Annotated in this window: 18 protein-coding genes and 2 tRNA genes; 5 read left to right on the top strand and 15 right to left on the bottom strand. The window is 48.3% G+C overall.

Annotated elements, in window-relative coordinates:
* Window positions 1–9 precede the first annotated feature (9 nt).
* The 5 genes from L4C36_RS07640 to L4C36_RS07620 form a co-directional block, all read right to left on the bottom strand.
* Complete coding sequence (locus L4C36_RS07640) at window positions 10–780, bottom strand: Wadjet anti-phage system protein JetD domain-containing protein (protein ID WP_428477203.1); 771 nt, start codon at window positions 778–780, stop codon at window positions 10–12.
* A gap of 2 nt (window positions 781–782) precedes the next feature.
* Window positions 783–1,001, bottom strand: coding sequence for a hypothetical protein (locus tag L4C36_RS07635; RefSeq protein ID WP_428477202.1), 219 nt, complete (start codon window positions 999–1,001; stop codon window positions 783–785).
* Between the two features lie 82 nt (window positions 1,002–1,083).
* Entirely contained in the window at window positions 1,084–1,881 is a 798-nt protein-coding gene (locus L4C36_RS07630; protein ID WP_428477201.1) for a hypothetical protein, read from the bottom strand.
* Between the two features lie 422 nt (window positions 1,882–2,303).
* Window positions 2,304–2,380, bottom strand: a tRNA-Asp gene (locus tag L4C36_RS07625).
* Between the two features lie 44 nt (window positions 2,381–2,424).
* Window positions 2,425–2,515: transfer RNA gene (locus L4C36_RS07620), tRNA-Ser, on the bottom strand.
* A gap of 397 nt (window positions 2,516–2,912) precedes the next feature.
* Here L4C36_RS07620 and L4C36_RS07615 point away from each other — a divergent pair.
* The 3 genes from L4C36_RS07615 to L4C36_RS07605 all read left to right on the top strand — a co-directional run bounded on the left by L4C36_RS07615 (window position 2,913) and on the right by L4C36_RS07605 (window position 4,997).
* Entirely contained in the window at window positions 2,913–3,110 is a 198-nt protein-coding gene (locus tag L4C36_RS07615; protein WP_047876308.1) for a hypothetical protein, read from the top strand.
* A 140-nt stretch (window positions 3,111–3,250) separates the two neighbouring features.
* Entirely contained in the window at window positions 3,251–3,685 is a 435-nt protein-coding gene (gene trxC, locus L4C36_RS07610; protein WP_428477200.1) for a thioredoxin TrxC, read from the top strand.
* Window positions 3,686–3,788: 103 nt separating this feature from the next.
* Complete coding sequence (locus tag L4C36_RS07605; RefSeq protein WP_428477199.1) at window positions 3,789–4,997, top strand: YcbX family protein; 1,209 nt, start codon at window positions 3,789–3,791, stop codon at window positions 4,995–4,997.
* Between the two features lie 164 nt (window positions 4,998–5,161).
* On the opposite strand, the gene L4C36_RS07600 is transcribed toward L4C36_RS07605, so the two are convergent.
* Complete coding sequence (locus L4C36_RS07600) at window positions 5,162–5,713, bottom strand: copper resistance protein NlpE (protein WP_428477198.1); 552 nt, start codon at window positions 5,711–5,713, stop codon at window positions 5,162–5,164.
* A gap of 552 nt (window positions 5,714–6,265) precedes the next feature.
* Between L4C36_RS07600 and L4C36_RS07595 the strand changes: the two genes are divergently transcribed.
* A complete protein-coding gene (locus tag L4C36_RS07595; protein ID WP_428477197.1) occupies window positions 6,266–6,466 on the top strand; it encodes a hypothetical protein in 201 nt (66 codons plus the stop codon).
* A gap of 612 nt (window positions 6,467–7,078) precedes the next feature.
* On the top strand, window positions 7,079–8,398 hold the full coding sequence (locus L4C36_RS07590; RefSeq protein WP_428477196.1) for a peptidoglycan DD-metalloendopeptidase family protein: 1,320 nt from the start codon (window positions 7,079–7,081) through the stop codon (window positions 8,396–8,398).
* A gap of 81 nt (window positions 8,399–8,479) precedes the next feature.
* On the opposite strand, the gene L4C36_RS07585 is transcribed toward L4C36_RS07590, so the two are convergent.
* The 9 genes from L4C36_RS07585 to L4C36_RS07545 are packed head-to-tail and all read right to left on the bottom strand — an operon-like array spanning window position 8,480 to window position 16,822.
* The gene (locus L4C36_RS07585; protein ID WP_428477195.1) at window positions 8,480–9,151 is read right to left on the bottom strand and encodes an OmpA family protein; all 672 of its coding nucleotides are present in this window, start codon (window positions 9,149–9,151) and stop codon (window positions 8,480–8,482) included.
* 19 nt (window positions 9,152–9,170) lie between these two features.
* A complete protein-coding gene (locus L4C36_RS07580; RefSeq protein ID WP_428477194.1) occupies window positions 9,171–10,697 on the bottom strand; it encodes a TadE/TadG family type IV pilus assembly protein in 1,527 nt (508 codons plus the stop codon).
* Between the two features lies 1 nt (window position 10,698).
* Complete coding sequence (gene tadF, locus L4C36_RS07575) at window positions 10,699–11,268, bottom strand: tight adherence pilus pseudopilin TadF (RefSeq protein ID WP_428477193.1); 570 nt, start codon at window positions 11,266–11,268, stop codon at window positions 10,699–10,701.
* Window positions 11,255–11,779: a TadE/TadG family type IV pilus assembly protein gene (locus L4C36_RS07570; RefSeq protein ID WP_428477192.1), complete on the bottom strand. Its 525-nt coding sequence runs from the start codon at window positions 11,777–11,779 to the stop codon at window positions 11,255–11,257. The genes tadF and L4C36_RS07570 overlap by 14 nt, the downstream gene beginning before the upstream one ends.
* Window positions 11,766–12,551: a tetratricopeptide repeat protein gene (locus tag L4C36_RS07565; RefSeq protein WP_428477191.1), complete on the bottom strand. Its 786-nt coding sequence runs from the start codon at window positions 12,549–12,551 to the stop codon at window positions 11,766–11,768. Before L4C36_RS07565 ends, L4C36_RS07570 begins: the two co-directional genes overlap by 14 nt.
* Before the next feature lie 5 nt (window positions 12,552–12,556).
* Window positions 12,557–13,402 carry a type II secretion system F family protein gene (locus tag L4C36_RS07560; protein ID WP_428477190.1) on the bottom strand — a complete coding sequence of 282 codons (846 nt, stop codon included), beginning with the start codon at window positions 13,400–13,402 and terminating at the stop codon, window positions 12,557–12,559.
* On the bottom strand, window positions 13,402–14,310 hold the full coding sequence (locus tag L4C36_RS07555; RefSeq protein ID WP_428477189.1) for a type II secretion system F family protein: 909 nt from the start codon (window positions 14,308–14,310) through the stop codon (window positions 13,402–13,404). The genes L4C36_RS07560 and L4C36_RS07555 overlap by 1 nt, the downstream gene beginning before the upstream one ends.
* A 5-nt stretch (window positions 14,311–14,315) precedes the next feature.
* Window positions 14,316–15,581, bottom strand: a complete 1,266-nt coding sequence (locus tag L4C36_RS07550; RefSeq protein ID WP_428477188.1) for a TadA family conjugal transfer-associated ATPase — start codon at window positions 15,579–15,581, stop codon at window positions 14,316–14,318.
* The gene (locus L4C36_RS07545) at window positions 15,578–16,822 is read right to left on the bottom strand and encodes a CpaE/TadZ family protein (RefSeq protein ID WP_428477187.1); all 1,245 of its coding nucleotides are present in this window, start codon (window positions 16,820–16,822) and stop codon (window positions 15,578–15,580) included. The genes L4C36_RS07550 and L4C36_RS07545 overlap by 4 nt, the downstream gene beginning before the upstream one ends.

Here is a 16,822-nt window from a genome sequence, read left to right as displayed (position 1 = left end):
TTCATTCCATTATAATACTGGCAGAAAAGCTTCCTGCTCTAAAAAAGCGCGGGTTTGATTCATCAAATCCGCTTCCTGTGTGAGTGCCAACACCCTCGCCAGTTGAATGGCCTTGGCTAATTGCGTGGCATCTTTGGGTACCAGCCTAAATTTATCTCGATGCTGCTCCCACTCTGGCGGCGCTAACCATTGGCATTGTGGCAGGGATTTTTTAAGCGTCTGATAAATAGTCAGCCCGCCTAAATCGAGATCTTGCGCGCAGTAGATAATCTCATAGCCCGCAAGAAAGGGAAGATTGAGCCGATCACAAATTTGATTGCCAGACCCCAGCAAAATATCACAACTGTCAATGAGACTCTCATGCTCTATCGCCGATAAAAAGGCCTTATAGCGATAAAAGTTTTCAAGATTTTCGATGATCACAGCCTGCTTACCGACCCGTTTCTCTACAGTTTTAAATCCCCCCGCTTCAGACACCACCACAAACGGGATACCCATCTGACAGTGTTGATTTAGCAGCAAAATATGGGCAAAGCCAGTGGCGACATCATGTGAGCGCCCCTGCTTAGCTGCACTCACTCTGTCTTCGACTATCGGCGTATACAGTGCCTGATGACGGTCGGCATCAATAATCGTCAATTGATATCCACCACGGACACGCACTGCCTGATAGATTTTTCGCCACTCAAGGGGGTCTGAAAACGGCAGGCAGTCAATGAAACGGCTCAGGTTTATTGACTCCCCCTGTTCAATTTTCTGCAGATAGTGATTCAGCCTCATGACTATTCATCATTCCTTTCTCTGTCTGGTGATTCATCAATGTGTTCCCACATTTCATTTTCATGAAGCCAAATGGCACCAGCATTTTGATTTATAAATTCATCGACCGGTATTCCGTCTATCCATTCTTGACGCTTTACTCTTACCTGTTTGCCATTCATAAATACCATTTTGTATTTTTTCTGACGTTCAAGCTTTGCGCCTCTTCTTGCTTTCTTCATACGCTACCACTACACATACTCGACGCACACACTTCGGACAGGTATTGGCTGCGCAACACATATTCTTATCTGTTACCTGCGACTATTGTTGGCCTATGTGGAGATTTTCAAACTTCTCTGCATGTGTACCCATCGCTGCTAGTTTGAATGATATTTCAGATATGATTTCAGAAACAACATCGCCTTCAGGTAAATCACGAGCTTCATTCCAATAGCTATCAGAAATACCACCTTCTACATTTCTTCGAATGACTTCACGAGCTCGTTGCGGCACTTGTAAATAAAGTTCAAAAGCACTATTGAATAACTCATGCCAACACTTATCATTTGAGAAATACTTCATTAGAGCATCTTCAAGCCTTGCTGATATAAAATCAACACCTTCAACATCCCTTTCATAACGATCAAATATTTGTTGATTATCACTGATAAAAGCCCCCAATTTTCTTTTAGAAGCAAGAATCTCATAACTTAAATCGATATCTAATAATTCAGCGATCTTTAGCGCAAGAGTTCGTTGTTTTGACGTTGATGGTTGTAAATCCCCTGGCATAGCCGTACTGTAGGTTTTTTCGARGTCACTCGATAAAAATGAGTCTGTAACTAAATCATCAATTTCACTCTGAGAGTACATAGACAAAGTCGAAAGCGCTAAAGCTGGAATTTCAATATCAGCCTCCTTTCCATCAACTCGCAACGTCACAAATGCCGTTTTCTTTAACCTACTTTTTAAGTGAATCTCGCGGATAATAGATGTAATATTAATTTCTTTTTCACGACCGTGAATAAGAGCTTCTTTATAATTATGCATAACAAACTCAGAAACTGGAATCTCCTTTGTCAAACCGGTTTCAGGATCAACTATTTCCAACTTACTCAATTTGTCCTCCTAGCACGTAGCAGCGTATAAAGCACGACGACAACTCCCCTATTCGCCGTACGAATTCTCAGGCCAATCCTTTAAAGTCAGTACTTTAACATTGGTGCATATCATCGTGAACCCTTATTTTTCCGGGCACAAAGTAAGATCGCGGATTTAACGACACCTTATACATGAACAGAGAAATAAAATTAGATCAATAGCTTACGTATTACTCATCTGGATTAACGCGCTTCAGGGTCTCATTACATGCACTGTCGGTTATTGTTTTTTGAGGGAAATCATTATGCCGATGTACACACATCGCTATATTGTTTTGACGGGGATATTAAAACGCAAAAAGCCCGATGTTTTCGCATCCGGCTACTCAAATTCAACACATGCAAAAAAGCCCCGTCATTTCTGACGAGGCTTCGTTGTGTTGGCGGAGCGGACGGGACTCGAACCCGCGACCCCCGGCGTGACAGGCCGGTATTCTAACCAACTGAACTACCGCTCCAATTCTGTACGACACTCGGTTTTTACAACCCAACGTCTAGAATGTGGCGGAGAGATAGGGATTTGAACCCTAGGTGGGCTATAAACCCACGCCGGTTTTCAAGACCGGTGCTTTAAACCACTCAGCCATCTCTCCTGAGTGCGGCGATAATACGAGAGATCCGCAGGGCTGTAAATGCTTTTTTTTACGCACTGAATGCGTTTGTACATTATCCGCTCAACACGCACCGTTCTGTGACAAATCGTTCTATAAGTAACTGTTTGTAAACTTATTATCACATTAAGAAAGAATGACGATACGCGAGAAAAAATGGGAATGTTTCGTTGAGCAAAATATCGCCAACAAAGGGCGTATTTATTAGAGCGGGGAACCATCAACACTACTCCTGTTTGTGGCCCGCGCAAAGCAACATTTCATCGAAATTGCACTATTTTGCGACAAGTCACAAAGTGGAGTTTATCACCTTAACGCGGTGAATTTCGTTTGGTACACATAGATGGAATTCGATGCAAGGTTTCTTTAGGAGGTAATTGTGTCTATCAACTCTATCGACCATAACGAGATTGCAGATGTGTCCTCAAAATGGGACTTCAAAGATGAAACAGCATCCAATATCTCTCAGTACAAGCGCCAGCAGGCTGAAGCCCGCCGCCGTATTGAAATGCTTCGTGATATCAGAGCCAGCGGCCTGACCATTGAAGAAGCGAAAGAACTTGGGCTTATCCACTGATTGTGGCTGAGTGGCGTTATCTTACAGAGGAGTGGTTGAACGATAGATTATCTCTATCAATACAATCTATATTTCCGACTTTTTTATTCATCGGGTAGTCGTTACAGTAGTGCGTAATAACACTGAAATGGAACGCTACTATGACCACAATGACTACCCGTTGCCCACACTGCAAGTCGATGAACCGTATTCCGACCGAGCGCGTAAACGAGATTGCGACCTGTGGTGTATGTAAAGATCGTCTGCTAGACGGTATGCCTGTCGAAGGCACAACAGAGAATTTTCTCACCTTATTGCAGGGCGACAAGCCGGTGGTTGTCGACTTCTGGGCCCCATGGTGTAATCCATGCGTCGGTTTTGCCCCTGTGTTTGAGGATGTCGCAAAAGAGCGAAACAGCGATGTGCGCTTCGTGAAAATTGACACCGAAGCCCAACAGGCGTTGGCGGCACAGTACCGCATCCGTAGCATTCCTACCATTATGGTGTTCAAAAATGGCCAACTGGCCGACACCATTAATGGCGCCTTACCAAAAAGCCAATTTGATCAGTGGCTCAACCAAGCCTTGAGCAAGTAAATGTGATGCCACCACTGTGACCCACAGCGTGTGATAAAAAGGTGCCTTGGGCACCTTTTTTGTTATGCTGCGTGTCATCACATAATAAGAAAGGAAGAATCTTGTGAGTCACGCTACACCTCCAGCCCAGCTCAGTCAGATCAATGTATTCCCAATCAAATCCATCGCCGGTTTAAGCCAGTCGCAAGCCTGGGTTGAAAAGCAAGGGATCTGTTTTGATCGCCGCTTTATGGTCGCCAACCTTAACGGCAGAATGATCACTGCCCGTCAGTATCCGCAATTGGTCAAGGTGGCGGCCGCGTTACACCCCCATGGATTAGTTCTGACCCACCCAGACTGTGCGCCGCTTATCCTGCGCTATGCCGATTTTTCCCTACAACCGGCCAATGCCACCGTCTGGAACGACACCTTTTCCGCCCTGCAAACCACCGAGGCTGCTAACCACTGGTTCAGCACAATACTGAATGAAACGGTGCAGTTGCTGTTTACGGGCGAGCAATCGCAACGTGTGCGCCCGAAAATTCAGCAAAATGTGAGTTTTGCCGATGGTTATCCGTTATTGGTGATCAGCGAGGCCTCGCTTGAGGCATTAAATGCGCGCAGCCCGCAGCAACATACCATGGCGCAATTTCGTACCAACTTGGTGGTGACCGGTACTGAGGCATTTGCTGAAGACGGCTGGAAACGGATCCGCATTGGCGAAGTGACGTTTGAGATTGTAAAACCTTGCGCCCGCTGTGTCTTAACCACGGTTGACCCAAAAACCGGCACATTCAATCCACACAAAGAGCCGCTGCAAACCCTGACAACATTCCGCGCTGATGCCAATGGCAATGTGTTTTTTGGCCAAAACTTGGTGGCATTAAATGAGGGGATGATCCGCGCGGGTGATACGGTGGAAGTGCTCGAAATCCAAACGCCTGCTCACTACCCTGATCGCGCCATGAAAACAGAAGCGGCGACACGGGAAGCGGCACGGGAAGCGGCACAAGAAGCGACCCATCAAGAAACGAGCCCTCAAAAAGCTATCCCTCAAGAAACGAGCCGCCCAGCCACGCCAGTGATTATCCGTATCGATGGTGAGCAGTTTACGGGGGATAACCAATCTTCGTTGCTTGAACAGGCGGAAGCGGCTGGCTTTACACTGGCTCACCGTTGCCGTGCGGGGTTATGTGGCGCATGCAAAATCACACTGACAGCTGGTACGGTTGACCAGCCTGATATGCCCGCGTTACGTCCAGATGATCGCGAAGCCGGGAAAGTCTTAGCTTGTTGCTGTATTCCGCAATCGGATGTGGTGTTACAGCGTTAATGTTTCTGGGTGATGGATTCACAACCCAACATTAAAAACGGGGCTGTCGATAAGACAGCCCCGTTTCGTTTTTTATCGCCGTTTTATCGCATCACTGCCGCATTGATATCGCAGCAAAACGCACTTACTCAGCGAGTACGACCCGTTATTAACGACGGTGGGTATTATTGTTTTTTCAAGATGTAATGCTCAGCCAACTCACCCGTAACACGGTTACCGTCTTGATCTAAGCGGAATAGCTGACTTTCACCCACAAAGAATTTCGCCCCAGCACTACCTACCGCGGGTAACGCAATGGTATTGCCCGCAGTGTTCCAGTTGAACGTGCCTTCATATTCAAATGCATCGCCCGCTTCACCCAAGTAAAGCTCCGTCAGGGTGTAGGTGCCGTTTTTGTGTAACACGACTTCAGTTTTAATCCCTTCACAACTGGCACACGGTAAAATCCCGGTATAGGTGCCATTCCAATCTAAGGCGTTGCGACTGGTATGATCCGGATCGGCGACGACCTGATCTTGTTCAGTATTGGCCTGAACTGTATTGCCCTGATCGTCGGCGTTCTCATCCAACTGTGACAACATGCCATTATTCTTTGCTGGCGTGGCCTCGGTATGTGGCGCTTGCGCAGAATCGGGGGCCGATGGAGACGCAGGTTGTTGATCACACCCTGCCAAAAGCCAAACCGCCGTTGCACACATCAGTACGATTTTTTTCATTATGGTTCCTTCACCATTTTCATCTGATGGTTTTATTTTATGCCGTAATCGATTCTTGCTGCGTCAAGGCCGTGTGAGTTATTCGTCAGGGTTCCATTAAATGACCAATTTATCTGTTGAAACGATCTTCTTCACGCTTTTTTGCAAAAGAATGTATTTACAACGTTCTCAATTAAGGGTAGTGTTTGGCGGTCTGTGACTCAGACCTATAATGATTTTCGAGGAAATGACCTCACTTCTCGCCAAAGTAAGTAACCCTCCCAGAAGATTATCACTATTAAGATTTCCACTGTTTTCGCTAAGTTGCGAGTGATTTCAGTGATGAGTTAGCGAGTTGGTGAGCTCCTGACGCACAATAGGAAGGTCAATGAGTACCCTCGTTCCGTGTATAACTAACGGGCATGGGGGGCAAGACAAGCGCGTGTTCTTTTGAACCGCACATTGTATTTGTACTCAACTTGATAGCCACATACGCAAACCCCGTGGAGAAAATATCAGCCAACAGATTATGGCTCTCTTTACGATGGTGTGTATGTGCAAAAGGAAAAAAACATGCATTCAGAAACCGGTATTATCCGCAGCTTTAACCCAATGAACAACACTGGCCTTATCACGTGTGATCTTGGCGGCGACATCAGTTTTACTGCCGCTAACGTCATGACACAAGGTCAACCATCATCGGGTAGTTTGGTCGAGTTCATCATGGATGACTCAAGCAATAAACTGCAAGCGGTCAAAATTCGCTTCATCTGATCCATGAGAATGGCAAGGCTAACGCCTTGCCATTTTTTTATCTGCGCCATCACATCCCCTTCCCTCTTTTTCTTTCTTACATCCGCGTATCATAAGCATGCGCTCCGAAACACGCTCGCAGAAGCACTGCCTCATCCCCCTTTTCTCACAAGCACCGTCTTACCCCTCTGGTACGCTTTTACTCCCCTTTTATCACTCGCTTTTATCACCTTGCCGTTCGGTAATGCCCTGCTCCGTCATGTCCTACTTCGCCGTTGCTTGCGCCTGACTAACTGGCTGTTAAATAACGTATCTGTCAGTACGATCGCTTGGCCGTGCAGCCCGTCACGGGCAGAAATTCGCTTTATGGCACTTTTACTGCTGTGAACAATAAAAAAGCAGGTAAAATGATACCTAAGTCACAAATGCGACAGTTTTAACCTTATAAATCTGTTTTTTGGCATTTTGGGGAACCTTTTTACGCCATCCATTGTCTCCCTATGGCAAACTATTATCACAAAAATGTGGGGTGCCGTTGATACGTCATCCTAAAAAGCATCGGATGAACCAACAAAATTGTTCACACCGGTTACCGCTAAAAGTACACAGAATTAAAAGCGACGAGTTCTTTTTATGTTTACTCCAAAATCGGCCGTTTCACGCAAATGGATGTCGCCGAAATATATCGGGCTTGCGAGCTTGTCGTTACTGACAATGGCYGCCATTCTGACCCACAATACATCGACGCATCAAGCGACCCCGATCAAGCTGATCATCAATTCGACCCCTTGGACGCCCAAAGAGGCGGTGGATATTACAGACGTTAATCCACCTCGTTACGCTTACACCATTGAGAAAGGCGATTCACTGAGTCAAATTTTCGCCCGCTTAAACCTGCCTTATTCCACGATGCAACAGCTGATGGAAGCGGATCTCAACCACTTGAAAATCGATACCTTGCAGCCGGGTAACCGTCTGCGCTTTTGGGTCAATGATCAAAACAATCAGCTAGAGCGGCTAGAACTGCAGTTTAACCGCGCACAAAAAGTGGCGTATCAGCGTACTGATGAGACCGGTTTTGAAGTGCAAGAAATTTCCATTCCCGGTGACTGGAACGATGTGGTCGCGACGGGTGAAATTCACGGCAGTTTCTCAGTGTCGGCGCAAAAAGCCGGCCTGAACGCAACCGAAATTTATGAAATCACGACCCTGCTAAAAGATAAGCTGAACTTCACCCGCGATATTCGCGCTGGAGATGACTTTGAAATCGTGGTGTCACGCCAATCGGTTGAAAATGAACCAACAGGCACCCATGAAATCCGGGCTATTCGCATTCATAACCGTGGAACGGTCACGTCGGCGTATTTGCACAGTGATGGTAACTTTTATGATGCCCACGGCGACAGCTTACAACGCGCGTTCCTCCGCTACCCATATGCAGCGGGGAAAAAGTACCGTATCAGCTCTCAGTTCAACCCTAAGCGCCGTCATCCTGTGACAGGCCGTGTCGCGCCGCATAACGGTGTCGACTTTGCCACGCCAACCGGCACCCCTGTGCTCGCCACCGGTGACGGTGTGGTGATACAGACGGTCAGCCACCCGTATGCGGGGAAGTATGTCGTGATCCAACACGGTACCAACTACCGTACCCGTTACCTGCACAACAGCCGTATTCTGGTGAAGAAGGGGCAGAAAGTGACTCGCGGGCAACGTATTGCGCTCGCTGGGGCAACAGGCCGCGTGACAGGCCCCCATATTCACTATGAGTTCCTGATCCGTAATAAGCCGGTGAATCCGCTGAAAGCCAAAATTCCGATGGCTTCTTCGGTACCAAGCAAAGAGAAAGCGCAGTTTGAAGCGTCTGTGGCGCAATACAATGCCATGATGGACAAAGGGGAAAGCAACGAAAAAAGCCTCTTTGCCAAAACAGAGAAAAACCCACCCGATGCATAGAAAAACGCATCGACATATGACGTAAAAAAAGGGAAGCGCAATAGCGCTTCCCTTTTTATTTTTAGCCAGACACATTAACCTTTAAGGCGTTGCGCGGTACACATCTACACGGCGGTTTTCATCGCGGCCAATGGCGGTTGCATTGCTGCTGATAGGCTTAGCTTCGCCTTGGCTGGTATTGATCATGTGCGCTTTATTTACGCCATGTTCAGCCATGAAATCACCGGTTTGATTAGCGCGCTTCAAGCCCAACGCATAGTTGTACGTCTCACTGCCTTTGTTATCCGTGTTGCCTTCCAAACGCACAAACTGCCCTGTGGTTTCCAGTTTCTGTGCAATGCGCTTGAGGATCACTTTTGACATCGGCGTTAACGTGGCACGGTCAAAATCAAAGTACACGCGCGCAAGTAACGTATGTGTTGGTGCAGGTGCTTTTTCTGGCTCCGCCTCTGGTACAGGCTCCGTGGTAAGCAACTGCTTACCATCCAAAAATGCAATGCACTGCTCACTGATGCCCACCTGCTCGGCCAATGCCAGCAATTGCGCCTTGAGTTCAGCATCTTGCGAGGTTTGCGCGATCTGCATCCACCCTTGGCGATGGTTGCCCAACGCCGTGACATCACCAATGGTCACGGTATGTTCCACGGTATATGGCCCCGCATCACAGTAATCTGTCAGACCTTGATTAACTGCATCATTGGCCAGTGCCGTAAATGGAAGACAGAACATGACGCCCATAATTTTGTTTCGCATTGCGTAGTTATCCATGTTGTTAGCCATATAGCTTTGTCACTCCACTGGAGCGGGAGCCTTTTTTGATCAGCTCTTCAATTTTATCGATTAAGTCATTCACGTTGTTAACGTCAATAATGTCTTCTTTCGGGTTCAGCACACACTGCTTAAAGCCACTCTGCCCACTGGCACGGAAGTTAATCCCCACGACCCCGATATACAGCGGCATGTCGCTGTCACTGAACTGACTCCGAATACGGTCACACATGCCGTTATTCACGAGGTTGGGCAGAATGCTGGAATAGGGGGATTCCTGACCGTCACTCAAAATCAAAATCATTTTCAGACGTTCGTTGTACTCATCCATCACGGTTTTATCGCGGGTATGCGGACGTCCCGCGGCCATGACTTGTGCGCCCCGCAAAATGCCTTGATAAGCCCCAGTGCCCCCCGTGGCGTCCATGCGACCGACCGCGTCCAAGGCCGACTTATGACTGGTTAACCCAATGGTCCAAAATGCATCTCGACCGGTTGAACACATGGAGGCTTCCGAGTACAAACGGTTGTGGCTGCTGTTGTAATGAAAATGCTGGGTCGTGATCTTATTGGTAAATAAATCGCTGACTGACTTCCTGTAATCGATATAGTTAGGAATATCCAACAAGTGCCAGTTACGGTTACTATTAATTACGTTATAAACCTGACGCGCCTGCTTCTGATAATACTCTCTTTCATCACGGTTTCTGCCAGGGCAATAGCGAGAGTCCCGATTGCAATAATACACATCATTGCTTGATTCTTGCGCCCAAAACGTCCAGTCCACCGCTTCATATTCGGGATCCCAATAACCACTGTTATAGGTGTTATAACGCAACTGACTGTTACAGATCAGTGAACCGTCAATTTTGTCCTGCACGCGCAAGTTATACGGCACGAATGCCACCCGATTTTTGATGACATTATCGGTTTCATCTTTCACCAGAATTTTGTCGGTAATTTGGTTGATGGCTCTTTTCAGCCAATACAACTGTGAGTGACCTTGCCAACGGTTATTCATCGATCCAGAAAAATCCGACACAAACACAATATCGATATCGCGATCACCCAAATATTCCGGGTATTTCTTAGCAACCGACTCTCCGGCCAACGATTGCTTAGGCGCAAACGACGGGATCAGCGTACTGCTGAACCAAGACCGATGTCGGGTCGTCGCATCCACCGTGTATTGGATGTACTCATCCACATTGTGGTTAATGTTACCTTCTTCATGCTTACGCTTCACCGTGACCGAGATGCCATCAATATCTCGCACATACGCCCGAATATAATCTTCCGCCATGGCTTTGGCGTGATCTTCATCATCGGACATGGTCACTGCCAGCGAGGCCGCTTCCGTCGCGTCTTGTAAACGGCTGTGTGCCTGCACATAACGCGTCCCTTCTACGGCCCAAAACGTAAAGCCCATGATCGGCACCAACATCAAGGCCATCCACACGGCAGCGACCCCTTGTTGGCGCTGCAAGCGTAGCGGCCCCGTGCGTCGTCGGCACATCCTTTGTTGTTTCATGTTAGCGCCCCGCAATCACAGAACTGGACGTGATCGTTGCCGATGCGTCCCGCTCGCCTAAAAAGGGAAGAAACCAGCTTTCAGCCTGACTGCACAAGGTCACCTGATACAGCGGGAAGATTTTCCCCCCGTCGACAGGCGACAAATCCGTTAAGCGTGAAATCGGCGTGGTCGGTTGGCAATGCCACTGATCAAACTGCGCACTGGTAAACGCTGGTTGTGGCACATTGTTGATCAAGGCTTCAAGCTTAATCGCCACGTCATCGTGCGGCACATTCAGCATACGCGCCGCTAAAATCTGCATATCACGGCTATCGGCCTGATTCAGCGTGTAACGGGCTATCCGCTCACCGTCTTCTACTACCGAGTAATAACGAATGCGCTCTTTCAATATATTCACCAACGCAAAACTGGTGCGATCGAGCTGCGAGCGCAACAGCAACTTATGGGTGAGATCGGTGGTGAAAAGGAAGATGGCGCACAAGGCAAATAAAACAAACACCAACTCAATAGCGAAAGCGCCCCGTTGACGAGATAGACGAAATGGACGTGATCGATTACTTCTCATCATCCCACCCTTCATGCTCAAGGTTAAGTAACATCGTGCGGCTAACATCGCGCTTGCCGAGCGTAAACAGATCCATCATGGGGGTGTAATGGTAAGTCAGGGTGACTTCCGCCAGCACATAATTGGCCGGTACTTCATCACTGCTCAATCCGGTATTATTGACCAAATCACGGTAGGTTCTAAAATAAGTCGAACTCAGTTCAAACTGATCCTCTCGCACCAAAAAATGCCATAGAGCATCGTCATTTCGCAGCACGGCATCAAACTTGGCCTGATAATTCGCGTGAGAATGTTGACCCTGATAAATTTTGGTACCGCGAATGGTTTCACGCAACGCTGACTCAGTCACGTTCACCACATAGAGGTGGTAACACACTTCAAAAATGGCAAAAGTTGCCAGCATCAGCACAATGCCACCTAAAGCAAACTCAATCGATGTGGTACCGCGCTGCTGACGTCGGGATACAGGCAAAGCCTGGCGGCGAAAACTCGATATGACATTACGGCCTTTCATGTTGTGCCCCCTGACTATCCGGCAAAACAGGGCGTTCCGACGTCACAGTCATGGCTTTCACTTGCTGGAACAACACACGCAGTTGATCATCGGTATACATGTCTTTCAACACGTTATAGGCCTGTTGCTCATCCCCTTGTTTGATCAATGCAATCGCCAAGTTCACCGCTAACGTTTGATTGTCTTTGGCCTTAAAATCCGCACCAGTGTAAACCGGTATCAACATGTCCACCACGTGCTGAAACTGCCCTTGCGCGAGATACAGTACCGCCAAGTTGTTTTTGATCGCGATATCATCAAAGCCTTTCAAGCGCGCCTGATTAAACTGATCTTCAGCTTGTTGAAAGCGCCCAAGCTTACCCAAGACGATCCCTTGTGACATGTTCAGGGTCGCGGAGGTGTCCCCCAAGGTCGCGGCCTGCTCATAAGCAGATAAGGCGCCGGTTAAGTTACCCCGTGCATCGTCAATATTGCCGGCTAATACCGACAACGCAGGCGTCGGCGCCACTTGTGACTGCAAGTGTTCCACATAAAAAGCGGCAGATTCTATATCACCCGCGTGGTAATACACCTGTGCCAATTTTTGCAACAGCTCAGGGTCATCCGGCTGTTGTTGCAACGCCGCTTTGTAATACGCGATCATGCCCTGGTAGTTGTTGACCTTGGCCATGGCGGCAATGGGATCATCCGCCGGAGCAGTTGAACTCGCACAACCGGTGAGTGATAACGCCACACACAATGCCGAGGCTATCACCTTGATGGATTTGTTCATAAATCTTACCCAATGTTGATCGACATCTGCATGATGCCGGGAGCCAAAATGAGCACAACGATGGGGAACATGATCAGCAGAATAAGCGGGATACTCATTTTTGCTGACAATTTCCCGATCTTCTCTTCAATGCTTAACACCTGAATTTTTCGCATGTCTTCCGCTAAATCACTCAATACATTGGCAATGGAGGTGCCGTATTGCAGGTTTTGGATCAGCGTCAGGGTGAAACTTCTGACTTCAGGCGTCGGGATACGCAAACTCAGATCATAGAGGGCTTTTTCCAAACCATGCAGGCGTGCGCCGTCTGACGTTTTACGAATTTGGTAACACAAGTCTTTATCAAAGGTTTCCAATTCGTTCCCCAAGTAGGAAAGCGCCGCTTCGATGGTCATCCCGGTTTGCACACACACCGACATCATGTCGAGCATGTACGGCAACTGGCGCGACATACGGGTCACCAGTACTTTTTTACGCGATGCCAGTAGCATGTCAGGGGCCAGCAAAATCACAATAAAGCCAATCAAGCCCAGCACCAACTTGGTGTTTTGCTCAAATTGACTAAAGAACACCGCAGCACAAAACCCAGCGACGGTCAGCATTTTCAAAGGAAAGTAATACTTCGCCAGATGGGTGTTATAGATCCCGGCATCCACCAACTTTTGCTCTAGATCTTGGCGATGCTCTTTACCAAAGCGGACAATAAAATCATTCAAGCGCGATAAGCCGCTTCTGCGCTCGTGTGATAAATAAGCGTTGATATTGGCTTTGACCATTTTCTGTTGGTAATACTGGGTGATCAGCAACGCGATCACGACACCAAACAGCAAGCCAGAAATAATTAATGCCATTACTGCACTCCCTTCACGAGCCACCAGACAATCCCCAACCCTAACGCTTCACTGCCCAGTACGTAGTACAAGACATAGCGCCCGTCGGGATCAGTCAGAATAAAATCGACGTTGCCGGGGTTAATGAAATTAAGCAATACCATGAAAAGAATCGGAATGGCCGCGACAATTTTGGCCGAAATACGGGCCTCTGACGTCATCGCCATCTTCTTTTTATCCAAGGTGCGCGCGTCCACTAATACACGGATCAAACGGGCCAACACATTCTTGAGTTGACCACCGCGGGCCATGTTGGCGCGCACAGTAACGACGAAAAACAAAAAGGCCGGATACGGAAAGTTTTTACACGCACGCTGAAACACCACGTCAGAACTTTCACCCAGTTTCAAACGCTCGCCCATCACTTTGAATTCACGGCCAATCGCATTATCTAAGCTCTCGCCCACATAACTGATCGCCTGCATCAAACTGTCACCGGCGGTCACGGCGCTCATCAAAATATTCAATGCATCCGGAAACGCTTGTTCAAAGTCACTGCGGCGTTTATTCACCAGCCAATTCCAACTGACCCAAGATGCCAACAACGGGAACAACACCGTCAACCACTGCGATTCCATGTGTAATATGCGATTATTCAGGTACCACGCGCCACAAAGCATCAGGATTAAAAAGGTCACGATGATCACCGTGGCTTTGTCACCCAAAATAGCCAACACCGGCGTGGCTTGATCGCGCAGTTGTTGTAGCCGTGAACGCTGACGCAAGTTTTTCAGGTTAATCGCCTGCAACTCTTCTTTCAGCTCGGCATCTGTCTCGTCTTCAAAAAACGCACGTTTAAGATCGTTGGTTTTTCGCGTCCACAAGATAGCGGCGAGTCCAAACAAGATCAGAGAAAGCGATAACATCATCGGCATTAGCTCCTGAACGCGGCCATGAGTTCCTTGTGCAGCCCGTAGAACTGGGCTTTTTTGACCAATTCTGAGCGCTGCATGATCCCTTGTGTCACAAAGTTACCGTGCACTTTTTCGTCAAACGCCGATTCATCGGGTTGGAAACGGAAGATCTCTTCCATCACCACGTTGTCCCCTTCCAGCCCGACAATTTCGCAAATACTGGTGATCTTACGGGAACCGTCACGTAAGCGGTTAACCTGCACCACTAGCTGTACCGCACTGATAATGGTACGGCGAATCGCATCCAACGGCTGGTTCAAGTTCGCCATCATTACCATGGATTCCACACGGGCAATCGCATCACGCGGCGAGTTGGCGTGTAGCGTCGACATCGACCCATCGTGACCAGTGTTCATGGCCTGCAGCATTTCAAACGCTTCTGAACCACGACACTCCCCGAGAATGATACGGTCAGGACGCATACGCAGGGCGTTGATCACCAAATCACGCTGCGTCACCATGCCGGTATTTTCAATGCTCGCGGTACGGGTTTCCAAACGCACCACGTGCGGCTGTTGCAAACGCAATTCTGCCGCATCTTCAATGGTGATCACGCGTTCGTCGTTATCAATGTACTGTGACAGCGCATTCAGCAGTGTGGTTTTACCGGAACCTGTACCGCCTGAAATCAGCACGTTCAAGCGACAACGGGAAGCAATCATCAGTACCCGGGCAATCTCAGGCGACATGGCACCAAAGCCCACCAGCTCTTCCAAGCCGATTTTCTGCTCACGGAATTTACGGATAGAGATCGCAGTACCGTCCAACGAAATCGGCGGAATAACGATGTTCACACGGCTGCCGTCTTCCAAGCGGGCATCCACCGTTGGGGAAGATTCATCCACACGACGCCCTACGCGCGATGCAATACGTTTGGCCACTTCCAGCAATTGCGCTTCGTTAACGAAAGTAATTTCAGAACGCTTTAGCTTACCGCCGCGCTCAAAGTAGATATTGTCAGGGCCGTTCACCATGATGTCGGTAATGCTTTGATCTTCAATCAATGGCTGCAACGGCCCTAAACCTAACAGTTCATCCAGCAGGCTTTTCACCAAGCCCGCACGCATTAAGGCTGTCATCGGGCGAGAGGCCCCACGTGCAAGAATATCCACCGCGTTTTGGATTTGCTTTTCCAATTCTTCACGGCTCATCTGTTGCACGGCTTCCGCATCCAAGGCATCAAAGATCTGCTGGCGGAAGATTAAATAAAGAGACTTTGTGCTCATCGGTTAAACACCTTTTTAACCCAACTGATTGGCGTATTGCTGTTTGTGCTCGCCTGACCGTTAATTAAACGCGCCAGTTCATCAAACGCTTGTTGCATTTGCTTGTCATGTTTATGCGCGCGCTTACCTTCAATGATCAAACGGGCAATGTGGCGGTTATATTCCAGCTCAATCGCCACTGGCGTTTGCAGGTATTGCTCAACTTCTTGTTTGTTTAACGCAAACGAATTCAACGGACGATGAATGTTCAACAGCGGAATAACACGCACTTTACTGCGGTCAGAGATCTGCAAATTGTTCAGTTTTTCAATCAGCTTTCTCGCATTACGTACAGACGCCACCGACGGTTCCAACACCACGATCACCACGTCACTGCGCTCAACCAGCATCAAAGGATCCGGACGGAAAGCCACACTGGCGGAGTAGTCTTCTAAAATGAAGTTGGCATTACGGCTCAGTAACTGGCACAAGGTTTGGCTAAAACTCAGCACTTGCGCGTCCGACTCGCCCCCTTCCAATGCCAGCAAACGCAAATTGCTGCGCACATTGGTCAAAAAGCCCACCGCACTTTCATCATCCAACTCATGAAGCGGCATGGTCATTTCAGTCAGGTTATGGCGTTGTAGGTTTTTCAGGGACAACAGCACATCAATGTTACTGTCAGTATTTTGGTGATCGACCAAAATGGTGTCTGTCCCTTGTGAAGAAAAGACCGAGGCAAGCTCTGCCGTGATCAGGGTGTTGCCGATGCCGCCTTTGGTGCCAACAATCGCGACACGCTTGGCTTTACGCTGCTTACTGACCCCAGAAAACGTCTGTAGGTTATTGTTTACGTGCGTGATGAAGTCGGCCAGTTCTTGCTTATTCACCGGCCAAAACACGTAGTAGAAACCCATGTCTTTCAATGCACGCAAGGTTGAAATCGCATCTTCCTTGCCGATCACGATCACCCCTTTGTGCGGGGGGATCTGGCTGGCAAAACGACGGGCATCTTCCACCACATTGCTCGACTGATTCAGCTCCAGCAAGATGATGTCGTGCAAGTCTTCACGATCCAGCTTGGTCGATTTCAGTGCTTCTTTCTGAATCGTCGGCTCGTTCCAGCCTTCAAACAGAAAGATCTCTTCCACCAGCGACAAACATTCAAACGACTGATAAATCAACGTACAACTTTTCGGGCCGTTCACCACCGGGATGGCGGGCGCGACGTTTTTCGAAATGGCCTTAGCTAAATCAAACAT

The organism is Photobacterium japonica, assembly GCF_050337005.1.
In the GTDB taxonomy this organism is placed as follows: Bacteria; Pseudomonadota; Gammaproteobacteria; order Enterobacterales; family Vibrionaceae; genus Photobacterium; species Photobacterium japonica.
Note: the sequence above shows the minus strand (reverse complement) of the source record. Positions and strands in the feature narration are given on the sequence as shown.

Coding starts and splice junctions, on each gene's coding strand:
- L4C36_RS07635 (WP_428477202.1), bottom strand. CDS start 1,001: ATGAAGAAAGCAAGAAGAGGCGCAAAGCTTGAACGTCAGAAAAAATAC.
- L4C36_RS07560 (WP_428477190.1), bottom strand. CDS start 13,402: ATGGCATTAATTATTTCTGGCTTGCTGTTTGGTGTCGTGATCGCGTTG.
- L4C36_RS07580 (WP_428477194.1), bottom strand. CDS start 10,697: ATGAAACAACAAAGGATGTGCCGACGACGCACGGGGCCGCTACGCTTG.
- L4C36_RS07600 (WP_428477198.1), bottom strand. CDS start 5,713: ATGAAAAAAATCGTACTGATGTGTGCAACGGCGGTTTGGCTTTTGGCA.
- L4C36_RS07585 (WP_428477195.1), bottom strand. CDS start 9,151: ATGCGAAACAAAATTATGGGCGTCATGTTCTGTCTTCCATTTACGGCA.
- trxC (WP_428477200.1), top strand. CDS start 3,251: ATGACCACAATGACTACCCGTTGCCCACACTGCAAGTCGATGAACCGT.
- tadF (WP_428477193.1), bottom strand. CDS start 11,268: ATGATGAGAAGTAATCGATCACGTCCATTTCGTCTATCTCGTCAACGG.
- L4C36_RS07550 (WP_428477188.1), bottom strand. CDS start 15,581: ATGAGCACAAAGTCTCTTTATTTAATCTTCCGCCAGCAGATCTTTGAT.
- L4C36_RS07545 (WP_428477187.1), bottom strand. CDS start 16,822: ATGTTTGATTTAGCTAAGGCCATTTCGAAAAACGTCGCGCCCGCCATC.
- L4C36_RS07565 (WP_428477191.1), bottom strand. CDS start 12,551: ATGAACAAATCCATCAAGGTGATAGCCTCGGCATTGTGTGTGGCGTTA.
- L4C36_RS07640 (WP_428477203.1), bottom strand. CDS start 780: ATGAGGCTGAATCACTATCTGCAGAAAATTGAACAGGGGGAGTCAATA.
- L4C36_RS07555 (WP_428477189.1), bottom strand. CDS start 14,310: ATGATGTTATCGCTTTCTCTGATCTTGTTTGGACTCGCCGCTATCTTG.
- L4C36_RS07570 (WP_428477192.1), bottom strand. CDS start 11,779: ATGAAAGGCCGTAATGTCATATCGAGTTTTCGCCGCCAGGCTTTGCCT.
- L4C36_RS07595 (WP_428477197.1), top strand. CDS start 6,266: ATGCATTCAGAAACCGGTATTATCCGCAGCTTTAACCCAATGAACAAC.